The organism is Mesorhizobium sp. M0185 (assembly GCF_040322175.1).
Classification (GTDB): domain Bacteria; phylum Pseudomonadota; class Alphaproteobacteria; order Rhizobiales; family Rhizobiaceae; genus Mesorhizobium.
Genome location: NZ_JAMYSY010000030.1, coordinates 33,553 through 47,524, shown reverse-complemented (window position 1 = coordinate 47,524; position 13,972 = coordinate 33,553). Strand labels below are relative to the sequence as shown.

Genomic DNA, 13,972 nt, shown 5'->3' with positions numbered 1-13,972 from the left:
TGCGGAATAACGAATTATTTGCCTGATTGGCAATAAACAGCTCATCAATTTCAACGCGCGCCATTAGACAAGAGGAAAACTCGATGACCGTTTCTCCAGACCAAAACGACCAGGCTGATCTCGTAGCAATTACCGCCGACATCGTTTCCGCCTATGTTTCGAACAATCCTCTGCCGGTCGGCGAGTTGTCGAAGCTGATCGGGGACACTCATGCCGCTTTGCAAGGGGTCGGCAAGCCCGTGGCTCCGGCCGCAGTCAAACTGGAGCCCGTGGTGTCGATTAAGAAATCGGTGACACCGGATTTCATCATCTGCCTGGAAGACGGGAAGAAGTTCAAATCCTTGAAGCGTCATATTGGGACGCATTACAATCTGAGCCCTGACCAATACCGGCAGAAATGGAACCTGCCCTCCGACTATCCGATGGTGGCGCCGAACTACGCGGCCACCCGCTCGGCCCTGGCAAAATCGATAGGCTTGGGCCGCAAGACGGCAGCGCCAGCAACAGCTGCGGCAGAAAAACCAAAACGAGCTGCTCGCGCGGCGGCAGCGACAACAATACCATCGGCAGTCAAGTCGCCGGTGAAGAAGGCGCGCAAGGCGCCCGTCAAAGCATAGCGTGCTGCACCAGATAGAGGTGCAGTGGCGAACCTGAACATGGCGAAGCCCGCCTTGCGCGGGGCTTCGTGTTAGCTCGGATCACTCGCCGGTGCGGCGGGACCAGATGAGCGAGAACTCGCCCTCGGTGTCGGTCTCGACTAGGCTCGCATAGATCGGAGCGGGGAAGCTCGGATCGTCGAGCTTGACCGAGTGATAGTCGCGGCCCGCGCGCGAGGTCTTCTTCCATGCGGCGCCGAACTCGGTAGCGCCGGCGAAGATGCGGAAGTATTTCTCATTCGCCTTCGACCGGGGTGAACGTCACCGTCCTTCACGCCGAGGTGGCGGCGATCCGAAGTGACGCTGGCGCCTCGCGCCAGTTGTTGGTGGCGGCTTTGGAGCGCCGGCTGACGCTCATCGCTCCGTGCCGTTGGTGATCGGTACCAGGCGGTCAAGACAAGGCCCGAGCGCCTTGAGGCTCCCAACCTGTCCGCCGAGGATGTGAACGCGTGCTACATAAGCGCGGGTTCTGTCGGCAATTTGTCACCAGGCGCGTAGAAGCCTGCTTCGATCTGGTCACGCAGCGCATCTGCGACCTCCGAAACGAACGACCTGCGGGACGTTCGATGTTCGACCTGCTGCATGGGTCCTCCAACTTTTGCGGGCCATGACGTCGCATACTCCCGGCGCAAGATAAAATCGAAGTCATCATACGAAAATTCAGCTTCCGAGGGCGAGATTGCTAAAGTCATCATATGCCCTCTGCTATGCACCGCATCTCGCTCGCCGGTCGGCTGCGCGCTTTTCCAGCAGGCAGAACTGCAGGCGATGGCGGCGATAATTGTCCTCGGATAGCGAGCTGAGCGCGTGCAAGCCGCAGGTATCAATTAGCGGACATCAGCTCAATGCAGTAGTCGGCCGAAAGGGGCCGCCATAATTCGCCTGGCCTATTCGAAGGAATAGGTAAACCCTTGGCCTGAGGTGCCAACCGTGACCTTCGTCATCTTTTCGCCCGTGAGCGACCGGTTCAGCACGCCGCGGCTCAGTTCCGGAAGAAGCGTGTTGGTTAGGATGGCGTCAATCATTCTGCCGCCGGATTCGATCTCCGTGCAGCGGGTCTTGACCAGATCCATTACACCGTCGCCGATTACCAATTCCGCATCGTTGGTCGCGCGCAGCCGGCGAGCAATCTTGGCGAACTGATGACGGGTGATCGCTTCGATCATCGAATCCGAAAGCGGAAAGTAGGGGATGGTCACCACCCGGCCGAGAAAGGCCGCAGGGAAGACTTTCAGCAATGGGCTGCGTAATGCGGTGTCCAGTTCGTCGAGCCCTGCCCGGACCGCACCATTCCGTGTCCGGTCCATGATCACTTCTGAGCCGACATTCGACGTGAGAAGGATCAGCGTGTTCTTGAAATCGATGCGTCTACCTTCACTGTCGTCCATCATCCCTTTGTCAAAGACCTGGAAGAAGATTTCGTGCACGTCTGGATGCGCCTTCTCGACCTCGTCGAGCAGGATCACCGAATAGGGTTTGCGTCGCACCGCCTCGGTGAGAATTCCTCCCTTGCCGTAGCCGACATAGCCGGGCGGCGCGCCCTTCAAGGTAGAGACCGTATGCGCCTCCTGGAATTCAGACATGTTGATCGAGATCAGGTTCTGCTCTCCGCCGTAAAGCGTTTCGGCCAGTGCCAAGGCGGTTTCGGTTTTGCCGACGCCCGAGGGGCCGCAAAGCAGGAATACACCCACCGGCTTTTCCGGAGCGCCGAGACCGGCGCGGCTGGTCTGCACGCGCTTGGCGATCATCTCCATGGCGTGATCCTGTCCGACAACGCGCTCGGACAGAGTGGCCGCGAGCCGCAGCGCCTTCTCGGTCTGACTCGACAGCATCCGCCCCGTCGGGATGCCCGTCCAGTCCTGAACCACGGCCGCCACGGCGTTGCGGTCGACCGATGGCAGGATCAGCGGTGTTTCGCCTTGCGCCTCGGCCAGTTCGCTCATCAGTTCGCGCAGCCGAGCGAGATCGGCAGCCGGATCGGGAGGAGAGATACCGCCTGCCGCCGGAATCTTCGTCCCGGCATTGGACTGTTCGGTCTCCGGCAGCTCCACGCTCTCTGTCTCAGTGGCGGCCTCCTGCCCTTCCACGGCATCGAGCGGCACGCCGTCACCGCGCAGCCTGGCGCGCAGTTCGAGTATCTCGGCCACCAGCGCCTTTTCGCGCTCCCAGCGCTGTTGCGCGGCTGCGAGCGTGCGTTCGGTCTCGGCAAGCCCAGCCTCGACCCGTGCCTGCCGCTCAGCCACCTCGATGCCGATTGCAGCCTCGCGGCCGATAATGCCGCGCTCGACCTCCAGCGCCTGACGACGGCGCATGATGTCCTCGACCTCGGCCGGCGTGGCGTGCTGCGATACGGCGACACGCGCGCAGGCGGTGTCGAGAAGGCTGACCGCCTTGTCCGGCAACTGGCGCGCCGGGATGTAGCGATGCGACAGGGCGACCGCCGCGTCGATCGCCTCGTCCAATATCTGCACTTCGTGGTGCTGTTCGAGAACGCCGGCTACGCCGCGCAACATGAGGATGGCAACCGATTCCGAAGGCTCGTCGATCTTTATCACCTGGAAGCGGCGGGTCAGTGCCGGGTCTTTCTCGATGTGCTGCTTGTATTCCGACCAGGTCGTTGCCGCTATCGTGCGAAGTTCGCCCCGCGCCAGCGCCGGCTTGAGCAGATTGGCAGCGTCGCCGGTTCCGGCAGCACCACCGGCGCCTATCAGGGTATGGGCTTCGTCGATGAAGAGGATGACCGGCGCCTCGGACGATTGAACCTCGTCGATTACAGCCTTCAGCCGCTTTTCGAATTCACCTTTTACGCTTGCGCCTGCCTGCATCAATCCGACGTCAAGCATGCGCACGCTCACTCCCTGCAGTGGGGGCGGCACATCGCCTTTGGCGATGCGCAGAGCAAAACCCTCCACGACTGCAGTCTTGCCGACGCCCGCCTCCCCGGTCAGGATCGGATTGTTCTGGCGGCGCCGCATCAATATGTCGACAATCTGCCTGATCTCCGGATCGCGGCCGACGACCGGGTCGATCTTTCCGTCGCGGGCGCGCTGGGTCAGGTCGGTGGCATATTGGGCCAGTGCCGAATCCCCGCCCGAAGCCCGCCGCGGCGCCTCTGTCGCGGTGACCGTTGGCGAAGCGCCGGCTTCGAGTGAGCCCTCCGTGACATCGGCGAAGCGCGCCACGACGGCGTCGGCGTCGATCTTGTCGAACTCGCCGCTGATCTTCGACAGCAGGCCTTCCAGTACCGGTGTCTTCAGGCAAGCAAGCAGAACATGTGCGCTGCGAACCTCCTCCACGCCGAATTCCAGTGTTGCCAGATTCCATGCCTCCTGGATGGCGTGGAAGATATGGTCCGAAAACTCTTCGATCGAGGTTGCGCCATAAGGCAGTTTGTCCACCGCGCGCGTCATATCGGCCGTAAGTCGGCTCGCATCCAGTCCCGCATCGGCGATCATCATTTGCACATCCGAGCGGTCGGAGAGCACGAGCTGCTCAATGAAGTGGACGAGTTCGACGTAAGGATTGCCGCGCAGCTTGGCACTGTCGGCCGCCGCCTTGAAGGCGCGCAACCCTAGAGGATTGAGCTTGCCGACCAGTTCCTTGCGTTTGAAACTCTGCGATGACCGGCGCTGTTCCATCGAACGTGCTCCTGCACTCTGCAAGTCGATAACCTGCCACATAAGCAGCCGCTTGACAAAGTGCGGGATGAACAAAGGTTTCGATCCCCGATTATGCGGGCTCCCATCATTGGTGGAAGATCCTGCATCGCCGGCTGCAAACAACCACGAGCCTGAGATCCCAGGCACGACATTTCCGGTCCAGGGCTCGGCAATCACGCCTTTCGGATTCCACAATCAAGACAAGGCTGCATTAGGTTTTGTTAATTTTTCCGCACTCGCTGAATTGTGGAAAAGCGCAACCGTGTGATAACGTAGGGGCAGGTCGGCCTCAGGGCCGGCGACTGGGGGATCGGTGTGATCGACGTCGCACTCTGGCTTGCTCCGCTCGACGGTGAAAATCCGTCGGGAGAGGATTTGCGTAACGATCCGGCGTTTCACGAACTGGAGCGCCTGACGGAGCCCCAGGTCAAGGTTGTCCATGACGGCAACAACAGGCCGGTCTCGCAAAGCACCATTCCCGTTGACTGGCCAGCAGTGCTCACCAAGGCTGAGGAATTGCGCGCGCGTGGCCGCGACTTGCGCCTGATTGTAATTGTCACACGCGCACTGGCCAACGAGCAGGGACTGGCCGGGTTGGCGCAGGGTCTGACGCTTATTGGGCGGACGTTCGACCTGCATTGGGAAACCATGCACCCGGCGCTGCGCCCCAACACGTCGCCTCGCGAGGCCGCCTTGCGCCGCATCAACGCGCTGCTCGACCTTCAAAATGGTCAGGACGGGCTGCTGGCCAACCTACGGCAAATGACTTTCTTTGCGCCACGCTCGATCGGGCCGATCAGCGGACGCGACCTGGAACACGCTGCGCTCGACGACCGCGTCATGCTGCAAGAAGCAGCGTCAGGATTGAATGCGGCCGAAAAGGCAGCGCTTGTCAGTGCGCACGGACAACTGTTGAATCGGGTCCGTGCCGGGTGCGCGGCACAGGCGGATCAAGCCAATGAGGAAATGCAGTCGCTCATCGCCAATGCGCGCGCGGCGGTCGCGGCACTGGAAGCCGTCGAGACAGCCCTCAACGCTCGCCTTGAAGGCAGCGGCGGGACCACCATTCCGGAATTAAAACGGTTCCTGCAGCGTTTGTTGACAACCCTCGAGCGCAACTCGGCTGCCGGCGCGATGGCGAATGGCTCGGCAAAGCCGTCCCCTTCGCTTGCAGAACCGATAATGCCTGCCCGAAACGGTCATGGAGCCGATGCAATGGCAAGTGTGGCTGGCTGCGCGGACTCGAGCACCGGACTCCCTGACAGGATTTCTTCGCGCGACGACGTGGTAAAATGCCTGGACCTCGTAGTCGCCTTTTATGACCGCACCGAACCGTCGAGCCCGATTCCCCACCTCGCCCGCCGTGTGCGCCGGATGGTGCATATGGATTTTGTAGAACTGATGGAAGATCTCGCCCCGTCGGGATTGAAGGAGTTCCGGCTTCTTGCCGGCGTTCCCGATGCCAAGAAGACGGCTCAGAAGGATGAAAGGTAGCAAGCAATGCCAGCCGAAAGCAAAGCCAAGGTCATCGAACGAAATCGCGCGCCGCGGGTGCAGATCGCCTATGACGTGGAAACCTATGGCAGTCCAACGACAATCGAGCTGCCGTTTGTCATGGCCGTCATGGCCGATCTTTCGGGGGCTTCGCAGACGAAGGAAGCGGCCAAGTCGGTGCTGGACCGCTCCTTGGTCGAGACCGATGCGAACCGGTTTCCGCGTTTCATGGAGGCACTTGGACCACGCGTGAAAGCCCGCGTGAAGAATACGCTGCCACAGGCTGAAGGCGCCGAGCGGGACGAGGAGCTGGCGCTCGACCTTACCTTCACCAAGATGGGCGATTTTGCGCCGGACAAGATTGCCGAGCAGGTGCCCCAATTGGCCGAAATCCTCAAGATGCGCCGCCAACTCGAGGAACTTCTCGGCTTCATGGACGGGCGCGTCGACGCCGAAAAGCGCATTGCGCAACTGCTGAACAATGAACCGCTTCTTGGCCAGATCGCCAGCCAGGCACTGGCGGACGACAAGGCAGGGGAATGACCATGGCCGAACAGCAAAAAACCGCCGCCGTCGCCGAGGCGGAAACCATCGATCTTGGAGAATTCAGCGGGCTCCTCGAGAAGGATTTCAAGGTCAAGAAGGACGACAGCGAAAAGCTGCAGCAATTGGTGCGCAATCTCGCACTTGCAGCGCAGACACGTTCCGATACCACGACCATCTCGTCGAATGCGATCAAGTCGATCAAGTCGCTGATTGCCGGAATCGACAAGATGCTTTCCGAACAGGTCAACGAGATCCTGCACGCGCCGGAAGTGCGCGAAATGGAGGGCACATGGCGTGGCCTGTGGTATCTCGTCAACAATACCGAGACGGATCAGAAGCTGAAGATCCGGGTGATGAACATCTCCAAGGAGCAGCTGGCCGACACGCTTGAGGATTATGAGGGCCAGATGTGGGATCAGAGCCCGATCTTCAAGAAAGTCTACACGGACGAGTATTCGATGCTTGGCGGCGAGCCGATCGGCTGTGTGATCGGTGCGTACGAATTCTCCAACCACCCGCGCGACGTCGGTCTGCTGCGCAACATCTCCGGCATCTGCGCCTCAGCGCACACGCCTTTTATCGCAGCTGCCTCGCCTCGCCTGTTCCGCATGGATAGCTGGCAGGAATTGCCGAATCCGCAGGACCTGCAGCAGATCGTCTCTAACCCCGCCTATGCCTCCTGGCAGTCGCTGCGCGAGAGCGAGGATGCACGCTACATCGGCCTGACCATGCCTCGCGTTCTGGCGCGGCTGCCGTATGGCACCGATACCGTTCCGGTGAAGGGCTTCACCTTCGAGGAGGAGGTGCATGGCGACCACAACAAATATGTCTGGATGAACGCTGCCTTCCCGATGGGCGTGAACATAAACCGCAGCCACAAGCTCTATGGCTGGGGTACGCAGATCCGCGGCGTCGAAAATGGCGGCACGGTCCTCAACCTGCCAGTTCACAGCTTCCCGACCGATGATGGCTCGATAGCGATGAAATGTCCGACGGAGGTCGCCATCGACGACCGGCGCGAGGCGGAGCTGGCCAAGCTCGGCCTGATGCCCATCCTGCATCGAAAGAACACCGATCTCGCCGCCTTCATTGGCGCCCATTCGCTGCAGGACGACGAGACAAGGGCGGGACGGCTGGTCGACCCCGATGCGCAAGCCAACGAGCGGCTGAGCGCCAACCTGCCCTACCTTTTCCCGGTCTCGCGCTTTGCCCACTACCTCAAGGCGATCGCGCGCGACAAGGTCGGTTCGTTCAAGGAGCGCTCCGACATGCAGATCTGGCTGACCGAATGGATCAACCGGTATGTGTTGGCCAACCCGGCCTTTGCCGATGACAAGGCGCGCGCCAAGCGCCCGCTCGCCGCCGCCGAGGTTCAGGTGGACAGCGTGGAGGGACGCCCAGGCTACTACAATGCCCGCTTCTATCTGCGCCCGCATTATCAGCTGGAGGGTATCAATGCCTCGCTCCGGCTGGTTTCGGAACTTCCGTCCGTAAAGACTTGATTTGCAGCAACAACATCTTGGTTTTTGAAAGCGGTGGAGAAAGACAATGCCCACAAATACGAAGATTGATGGCTTTCTAAAGGTTCCGGATATCAAAGGTCCAAGCACTCGTGATGGCCATGAGGACGAAATCGAAATCCATGGCGTCGATTACAAGATGATCGCACCCTATGATCCAAACTCGCTCTCGCGCCGCGGTCGTGTGTCCTTGGGTATGATCAAGTTCACCAAGCATTATGACAAGTCCTCGCCCTACCTGAAAAAGGCGCTGTTCGAAAACAAGGCCCTGGACGAAGTCGTGTTTTCGGCACGGCGGACCATTGATGGCGAGACCAAGGATTACCTGGTCGTCACACTCACCGACGCCTCGATTATGGAATACGACATGTCGCAGGCCGAGGATGAGGAGGACCTGATCGAGGAAGAGGTCAGCTTTGCCTACAAGAAAATAAAGTTCGTCTACGACGACAACGACGAAATCGAAATGGATGTCTATGTCGGCAAGTGAGGCCCGGCGGCCCGGCGCGGACAAGTCGCAGGGTAGCGGCAGCTCGCGAGCAAAGCGCGAAGCCGTCCAGCCCTCTCTATGGGACCGCCTCGTAAACGATCTGCCGGGTATGACCTCCGAGATAGACGGGCTGCGCCAGGCACTGCAGGACGAGCTTGGCGCGGAGCGGCTGGACAATCTTGTTGCGGCCAGCGCGCGGCTCATCGACGCCGACGCGGAGTTGACAGCCGACCAGAAGCGGCGTCTGCATCGCCTGGCCTTTCAGAGCCAGCACCGCGCTGAAATCGAAAGCCGCGGCGTGGTGGTGTCGGCGCGTGTGCTCAAGGAAGCCGTGCGGCGCGATGTCGAGGCTTTGTTCAATACCGAGCGCTTCGAGGCCGTTCCGCTGCTTTCCGACCTTGAAAGCGAACAGGCCACGGACAACCCACCGTCGCTCGCCGATTTTCCGGAGGTGCGTCGCAGCGTCGTCAATTACGGAGTGCCTTCCTTCTCGGGCCGTTCTTCCCGCGACTTTGATCGCGAGGCCCTTGCGCGCGAGATCCGCTCGGTGCTTGCCACCTTCGAGCCGCGTCTCAAGGACAGTGCAACAAAGGTTACCGTAACCCTTGGCGACAAAACCGTGGGCCTGAGGATCGAGATAGATGCGGTGTTGATCATGACGCCCACGCCCGAACGCATGCGCCTGCGCACCACGATCAATCTCGATAACGGCTTGGCTCGGACCGAATTTAGGGAAGCCTGAGATGGACCGGGTCTTCGTAGAATATTACGAGGAGGAACTGACCCATATCCGCGCGCTCGCGGCAGAATTTGCCGACATGCATCCCGCGGTGGCGCGCAACCTTTCACTCGATACGGTCCCCTGTCCGGACCCTTACGTCGAGCGGCTGCTTGACGGCGTTGCTTTTTTGGCCGCGCGGACCCGACTCAAGGTCGATGCGGAACGCTCGCGTTTCTCGCGCGCCGTCCTTGATGTTCTCTATCCCGATCTTGTCACGCCGGCGCCGGCAACGGCCGTGGTGGTGTTCAAACCCGGCCAGCAGGTCCAGACAATGATTGGGGGCCATGTCGTCAAACGCAATACGCGTCTGGTTTCCAGCCTCCAGCCAGGCCTGTCGACGCGTTGCACGTTCACCACCGCCCAGGACATCACGCTGTGGCCGATTGCCATCACCTCGGTCGGCTATTTTCAGGATCGCAGCGCCTTGGCTGCAGCCGGCATCGCGCGGATCGGCGGTGTGGATGGCGAGGCGGCGCTTCGCATCACGCTGGCTCGTACCGGAAAAGGCAAGCTCGACGAACTGTCGCTCGACCGGCTTGATCTCTACTTTTCCGCGCGCACCAAGGCACCACTGCTTTTCGACGCGATTTTCGGCGCCTGCGCGGCCGTTGGTGCACGGCCGGAAGGCAAGGCCAACCCGATATCGCCGTTGCCGGTACCTGAAATGGTCGGCATCAACGATGACGAGGCGCTGATGCCTCGTACACGTCCGACCTTCGAAGGGTACCGTCTTCTGCGCGAATATTTCATGATGCCGGAGCGCTTTCATTATGCTCGGGTTTCGGGATTGCAGCCCATCGTGCGCACATGCACAGCCGAACTCGAGATAATCTTCATCTTCAGGCGTCCGGTGCCTGAAGTTGCCGATGTGACGGCGGCCGATTTTGAACTTTTCGCAACGCCGATCATCAATCTGTTCGAACGCGAGTGCAACGTCGTCGAACTCGATCCACGCAAGACGCGGCAGGTGCTGCATGCCGACCGCACGCGAGCGCGGGACTTCGAAATCTATCGGGTTATCCGCGTCGAGGACGCCGACAGCGAGGGGAGCGACGCCGCAATCCCGGAGCTCTTCAGCCTGGGACAGAACCGCGGCAGCGGTTGGGTTTATTCCACCGAACGGCGCCCACGCCGCCCGACGGAGGAGGAACGGCGCGACGGCCTCACCCGTACTTCATACACGGGCGACGACGTTTTCCTGGCGATTTCGCGTCCCGCGGAAAGTCCTGCGAACCGGCCGCTGAAGCGCGTCGACGTCGTGGCGCTCTGCACCAACCGCGATCTGCCGATTCTTGACGACAACCCTACCTTGACTCTGGAAGCCGGCGATCCGGTCGAGACGATCCGGCTTCTCGGCGCATTGCGCCCGCCTCGCCCAGCCATCCCCGCAGCGCTGCCGGCGGGCGCGGCGGGTGAATCGCGAGCCGACAATCTCGCCTGGCGGCTTGTAGCGCAGCTCGCGCTCAACTTTCTAAGCCTTGCAAAAGAAGGTCGCGGCGTCGATCCGCTGCATGCGCTGCTTGAGCTTTACGCCGACAGGGGAGACCCGAGCCTCGCCCGCAATGTGCACTCGATCGTGCGCATCGACTCCCGGTCGGTCATCGAACGGCTGCAGATCGATGGGCCGATGTGCTTCGGACGAGGCACGGAGGTGACATTGCATGTCGATCAATCGGTTCTGGCGGGGCAGAGCACCTTGCTGCTTTCGGCCTTGCTGGCACGGCTGTTTGCCCGTCATGCCGGAATAAACGGCTTTGTGCGAACCCGCACATGGCTGCTGCAGAAGCAGGAGGATGTGCCATGGCCCATGACGCCCGGCAATCGCTACCTGATCTAGACAAGCCTGGCCGGTCCGAAGAGCTGTCGGATGCATTCGACTTCTTCGAGTTGTTGCGGCGACTCGAACGAAGAGGCGGGCTGTTCGGCTATTCCGGCCCGCCGCAGCGCGAGCCGTCGCGGCTCGGGCAGCATGTCCGTCTCAGCTTTTTCGCCAAGGACTTGGCAGAATTCCGCGAAGCGACTGACAAAGCGCCCGCTCGGGTCACGGTCGCAAACATTGGTCTGATGGGGCCTGAAGGTCCGATGCCCCTGCATTTGACGCGCTGGGTACTCGATCGCCTGTCGCAACGCTGGTTCACCGGCGCCGATGCGCAGCAGACCAGCGACACGACGTTCATGGACTTCGTCAACATTCTTCAGAACCGCATGATTGCGCTGTATTACAGGGCGTGGGCGGATGCGCATCCGGCGGTTCAGGTCGAGCGCCCGGTAGGTGGGCGCGTTCGCGCCATGCTTGAAGCCATGGCGGGAATAGGGCTTCCCGGCACCCACAACCCCGAACTGGACGCAGTGAAGCTGCGTCAGGCCGCTTCGCTTGCCAATCAGGTCGACGGCCCCGAGCGGCTGACGCTGTTCCTGGCTGAGGCGTTCAAGGTGCCGGTCCAGATCAGGGAGTTCATCGCTGCCTGGATGACCATACCAGCCACGCTCCAGACCCGCGTTGGCAAAGCCTACGCAGGGCTCGGTCGGGGAGCGACGATCGGTCCGCGCGTCTTCAACCGTCAAAGCAGGATCGAGCTCCGCGTCGGCCCGCTGGGCTATGAGGAGTTCAAGGCGTTCCTGCCGGGCGGTCAACGCCTCAAATTGTTCAAGCAAGCCGTTAGGGACATGGTCGGCGCATCGCTCGACGTCGATCTGCGCATCGTGCTGGCGCGCGATGCCGTTCCGCCGCCGCGTATTGGAACCGTGCAACTCGCCCGGACCGCGTGGCTTGCGCGGCCCGCTGAAAGGGGCGATGCTGACGACATGCGGCTGCGGACACTAGTCGGCTGGCGGCAGGAAGGGGCGGAGGTCGCGGCATGAGTCTGCTGCTGACGCTGGAGCAAGGGCCACGCACCCAGGCGGTACGGCAGACCCGGCTTGACGAGGGGGAACTGGTGATCGGCCGCAGCGCGGACGCCGGCTGGCAGATCGACGATCCCGACATGTTCGTTTCACGCGCCCATTGCAGGATCACTGGTGGGCGCGACGGATATTTCGTCACCGATACGTCGAGCAGCGGATTGTTCATAGACGACTCCGACAGCCCGCTCGGCGCAGGCAAGTCGACGCGTCTTCGCAATGGCATGCGGCTGAGACTGGGCGATTACATCGTGCATGTCGATCTGCAGACGTCGAGTGCCCAAGCCGCAGCAGCAGCCGCAGCGCCGGTTCCGGAGCGCTCACCGCTGGCGTCTCGGGCGCCGGTCAGCATCGGCCGTGACGATTTCTTTTCAGCCGCCGTGGAAGAAGAGCCGCAGCGGCCACGTCCAGCCGAGCTGCCGAACCCTTTCGAGCAGCCGATCCCGGGTGCGTTCGAACGCGCCAATTCCAGAAAGCGCAGCTCGCCTGCTTTCGACGACCCGTTCAGCCTCGATCCGATCGCAACACCAGTATCCAAAGGCACCGCAAACTATCCAGAACCAGCCAGCGAACCCAAGCAGACAGACCCATTCGGCCTCGAGTCGGTGTCGTTCCCCAACGGCGCTACGGAGCCTGCGACGGCAAAGCTGCCGGAATTCAACGACGACTTCGGTTTTGGTCCAGCCGCACCGCCCAACCCGGGAAGCGGCGCCAGCTCAACCGGGCAGCGCGAGCGCGACGCCCAGCCACAGCAAGCGGCCAATCCCTGGGACGTGCCCGTGCGAGGGGCAGATGCCCCTCCCCCAATACGGGCAGGCGCAGCCGCCAGCCCCGCCCGCCAGCCGCCTGCGAGGCAGCACGCCGACATGGCGCTTCGCACCGCATTCCTGCGCGGTATGGGTGTCGCGCAAGCCGATTTTCCCGGGCGCGACGCCGTCGCCGAGATGGAAAAGTTCGGCCGCGAATACCGCCTTATGATGGAAGGATTGATGCAGCTGCTGCGCAAGCGTGCCGAAGAAAAGGGAAATGCCCGCGTTGCCCAGACAATGGTCGGAGCCTCCGAGGTCAATCCACTCAAGTTTCTGCCGACGGTCGACGACGCAATCGTGACGCTTATCGCCGAACGCAGCCCCGGATTTCTCGCCGGCGAAGCGGCTATCGCGGATGCGGTTCGCGATCTGGCACAGCATCACGTGCGCGCCTGGCGCGGCGTGCAGGCCGCCTTGCGGCGGATGGTCGACCGTTTTGAGCCGGCAGCCATCGAAGAAGAGCTGAAATCGAGTTCCGCGATCGGCACGCTGTTGTCGGGCGGGCGCGGCGCCAAGCTGTGGGAGCTCTACCAGAAACGCCATCGTGAAATCGCCGAGAGCGCGGAAAAGAGCTTTCTCGGCGAAATCGGCGCCGATTTTCGGGATGCATATGAGGAGGAGTAAGACATGATCGATCGACGCGAATTTATCGTTGCCTTGGGCGCGACCGGGCTGCTTACGGCCTGTCAAAGCGCCGGGCCGCCAAAACCGTCGGTCATCACGGTCAAGCTGACAGGAGCGGCCGGCATGAACCCTGGACTAGGCGGCGGCGACCGGCCAGTGACGGTGCTGGTCATGCGGCTACGCAGCACCGGTAAGTTCAACTCTGCCGACTACTTTGCCTTGCAGGGGGATGCCGGCTCGGCACTGGCAGGTGATCTCATCGGATCCGACCAGATTGCCGTCGCGCCTGGAAAAACTGCGACCAAGACCATTACGGTCGAACCGGATGCGACCGCCCTGGGATTCGTGGCACTCATCCGTGAGCCTGGCGGGCGAAACTGGCGGACGACCAAATCGGTTTCGCCCGGATCAAACTTTACGACCAATGTCACACTCGGCAGCGGCGGCATTTCCGCCTGACGGCCAAGGCAAGGGGAGCTCGATGCAGAGAGT

Annotated in this window: 12 protein-coding genes and 2 pseudogenes; 11 read left to right on the top strand and 3 right to left on the bottom strand. The window is 61.6% G+C overall.

Annotated elements, in window-relative coordinates:
* The first annotated feature begins 83 nt into the window (after window positions 1-83).
* Entirely contained in the window at window positions 84-617 is a 534-nt protein-coding gene (locus tag NKJ20_RS21970; protein ID WP_352452820.1) for a Ros/MucR family transcriptional regulator, read from the top strand.
* Window positions 618-698: 81 nt separating this feature from the next.
* Here NKJ20_RS21970 and NKJ20_RS21965 read toward each other — a convergent pair.
* From NKJ20_RS21965 to tssH, 3 genes and pseudogenes are all read right to left on the bottom strand, one after another.
* Window positions 699-884 (bottom strand): annotated as a pseudogene (locus tag NKJ20_RS21965) (DUF736 domain-containing protein); the annotation flags it as partial.
* A 227-nt stretch (window positions 885-1,111) separates the two neighbouring features.
* Window positions 1,112-1,240, bottom strand: a pseudogene (locus NKJ20_RS21960) (GntR family transcriptional regulator); the annotation flags it as partial.
* Window positions 1,241-1,543: 303 nt separating this feature from the next.
* Window positions 1,544-4,294 (bottom strand): type VI secretion system ATPase TssH, encoded by a 2,751-nt coding sequence (gene tssH, locus NKJ20_RS21955; protein ID WP_352746879.1) that lies wholly within the window; start codon window positions 4,292-4,294, stop codon window positions 1,544-1,546.
* Between the two features lie 67 nt (window positions 4,295-4,361).
* On the opposite strand from tssH, the gene NKJ20_RS21950 reads away from it, so the two are divergent.
* From NKJ20_RS21950 to tssJ, 10 genes are read left to right on the top strand one after another with little or no spacing between them, the layout of a single operon-like run.
* Window positions 4,362-4,583 carry a hypothetical protein gene (locus NKJ20_RS21950; protein WP_352746876.1) on the top strand — a complete coding sequence of 74 codons (222 nt, stop codon included), beginning with the start codon at window positions 4,362-4,364 and terminating at the stop codon, window positions 4,581-4,583.
* Window positions 4,584-4,630: 47 nt separating this feature from the next.
* A complete protein-coding gene (gene tssA / locus NKJ20_RS21945; protein ID WP_352746874.1) occupies window positions 4,631-5,809 on the top strand; it encodes a type VI secretion system protein TssA in 1,179 nt (392 codons plus the stop codon).
* Between the two features lie 6 nt (window positions 5,810-5,815).
* Window positions 5,816-6,352 (top strand): type VI secretion system contractile sheath small subunit, encoded by a 537-nt coding sequence (tssB, locus tag NKJ20_RS21940; RefSeq protein WP_023678574.1) that lies wholly within the window; start codon window positions 5,816-5,818, stop codon window positions 6,350-6,352.
* Window positions 6,353-6,354: 2 nt separating this feature from the next.
* Entirely contained in the window at window positions 6,355-7,857 is a 1,503-nt protein-coding gene (gene tssC / locus NKJ20_RS21935; protein ID WP_023720342.1) for a type VI secretion system contractile sheath large subunit, read from the top strand.
* Between the two features lie 46 nt (window positions 7,858-7,903).
* A complete protein-coding gene (locus NKJ20_RS21930) occupies window positions 7,904-8,365 on the top strand; it encodes an Hcp family type VI secretion system effector (protein ID WP_023678576.1) in 462 nt (153 codons plus the stop codon).
* Window positions 8,352-9,107 carry a type VI secretion system baseplate subunit TssE gene (gene tssE, locus NKJ20_RS21925; RefSeq protein WP_352746939.1) on the top strand — a complete coding sequence of 252 codons (756 nt, stop codon included), beginning with the start codon at window positions 8,352-8,354 and terminating at the stop codon, window positions 9,105-9,107. The genes NKJ20_RS21930 and tssE overlap by 14 nt, the downstream gene beginning before the upstream one ends.
* A 1-nt stretch (window position 9,108) precedes the next feature.
* Entirely contained in the window at window positions 9,109-10,983 is a 1,875-nt protein-coding gene (gene tssF / locus NKJ20_RS21920) for a type VI secretion system baseplate subunit TssF (RefSeq protein WP_352746871.1), read from the top strand.
* Window positions 10,947-12,008, top strand: coding sequence for a type VI secretion system baseplate subunit TssG (gene tssG, locus NKJ20_RS21915; RefSeq protein WP_352746868.1), 1,062 nt, complete (start codon window positions 10,947-10,949; stop codon window positions 12,006-12,008). Before tssF ends, tssG begins: the two co-directional genes overlap by 37 nt.
* Entirely contained in the window at window positions 12,005-13,480 is a 1,476-nt protein-coding gene (gene tagH / locus NKJ20_RS21910; protein WP_352746864.1) for a type VI secretion system-associated FHA domain protein TagH, read from the top strand. The genes tssG and tagH overlap by 4 nt, the downstream gene beginning before the upstream one ends.
* 3 nt (window positions 13,481-13,483) lie before the next feature.
* A complete protein-coding gene (gene tssJ, locus NKJ20_RS21905; RefSeq protein WP_352746861.1) occupies window positions 13,484-13,939 on the top strand; it encodes a type VI secretion system lipoprotein TssJ in 456 nt (151 codons plus the stop codon).
* Window positions 13,940-13,972: the final 33 nt, after the last annotated feature.

Excerpts from the sequence above, each read along its gene's own strand:
- tssE (WP_352746939.1), top strand. The coding sequence starts at position 8,352 with ATGTCGGCAAGTGAGGCCCGGCGGCCCGGCGCGGACAAGTCGCAGGGT.
- tagH (WP_352746864.1), top strand. The coding sequence starts at position 12,005 with ATGAGTCTGCTGCTGACGCTGGAGCAAGGGCCACGCACCCAGGCGGTA.
- tssC (WP_023720342.1), top strand. The coding sequence starts at position 6,355 with ATGGCCGAACAGCAAAAAACCGCCGCCGTCGCCGAGGCGGAAACCATC.
- tssJ (WP_352746861.1), top strand. The coding sequence starts at position 13,484 with ATGATCGATCGACGCGAATTTATCGTTGCCTTGGGCGCGACCGGGCTG.
- tssB (WP_023678574.1), top strand. The coding sequence starts at position 5,816 with ATGCCAGCCGAAAGCAAAGCCAAGGTCATCGAACGAAATCGCGCGCCG.
- NKJ20_RS21950 (WP_352746876.1), top strand. The coding sequence starts at position 4,362 with ATGAACAAAGGTTTCGATCCCCGATTATGCGGGCTCCCATCATTGGTG.
- NKJ20_RS21930 (WP_023678576.1), top strand. The coding sequence starts at position 7,904 with ATGCCCACAAATACGAAGATTGATGGCTTTCTAAAGGTTCCGGATATC.
- tssG (WP_352746868.1), top strand. The coding sequence starts at position 10,947 with ATGGCCCATGACGCCCGGCAATCGCTACCTGATCTAGACAAGCCTGGC.
- tssH (WP_352746879.1), bottom strand. The coding sequence starts at position 4,294 with ATGGAACAGCGCCGGTCATCGCAGAGTTTCAAACGCAAGGAACTGGTC.
- NKJ20_RS21970 (WP_352452820.1), top strand. The coding sequence starts at position 84 with ATGACCGTTTCTCCAGACCAAAACGACCAGGCTGATCTCGTAGCAATT.
- tssF (WP_352746871.1), top strand. The coding sequence starts at position 9,109 with ATGGACCGGGTCTTCGTAGAATATTACGAGGAGGAACTGACCCATATC.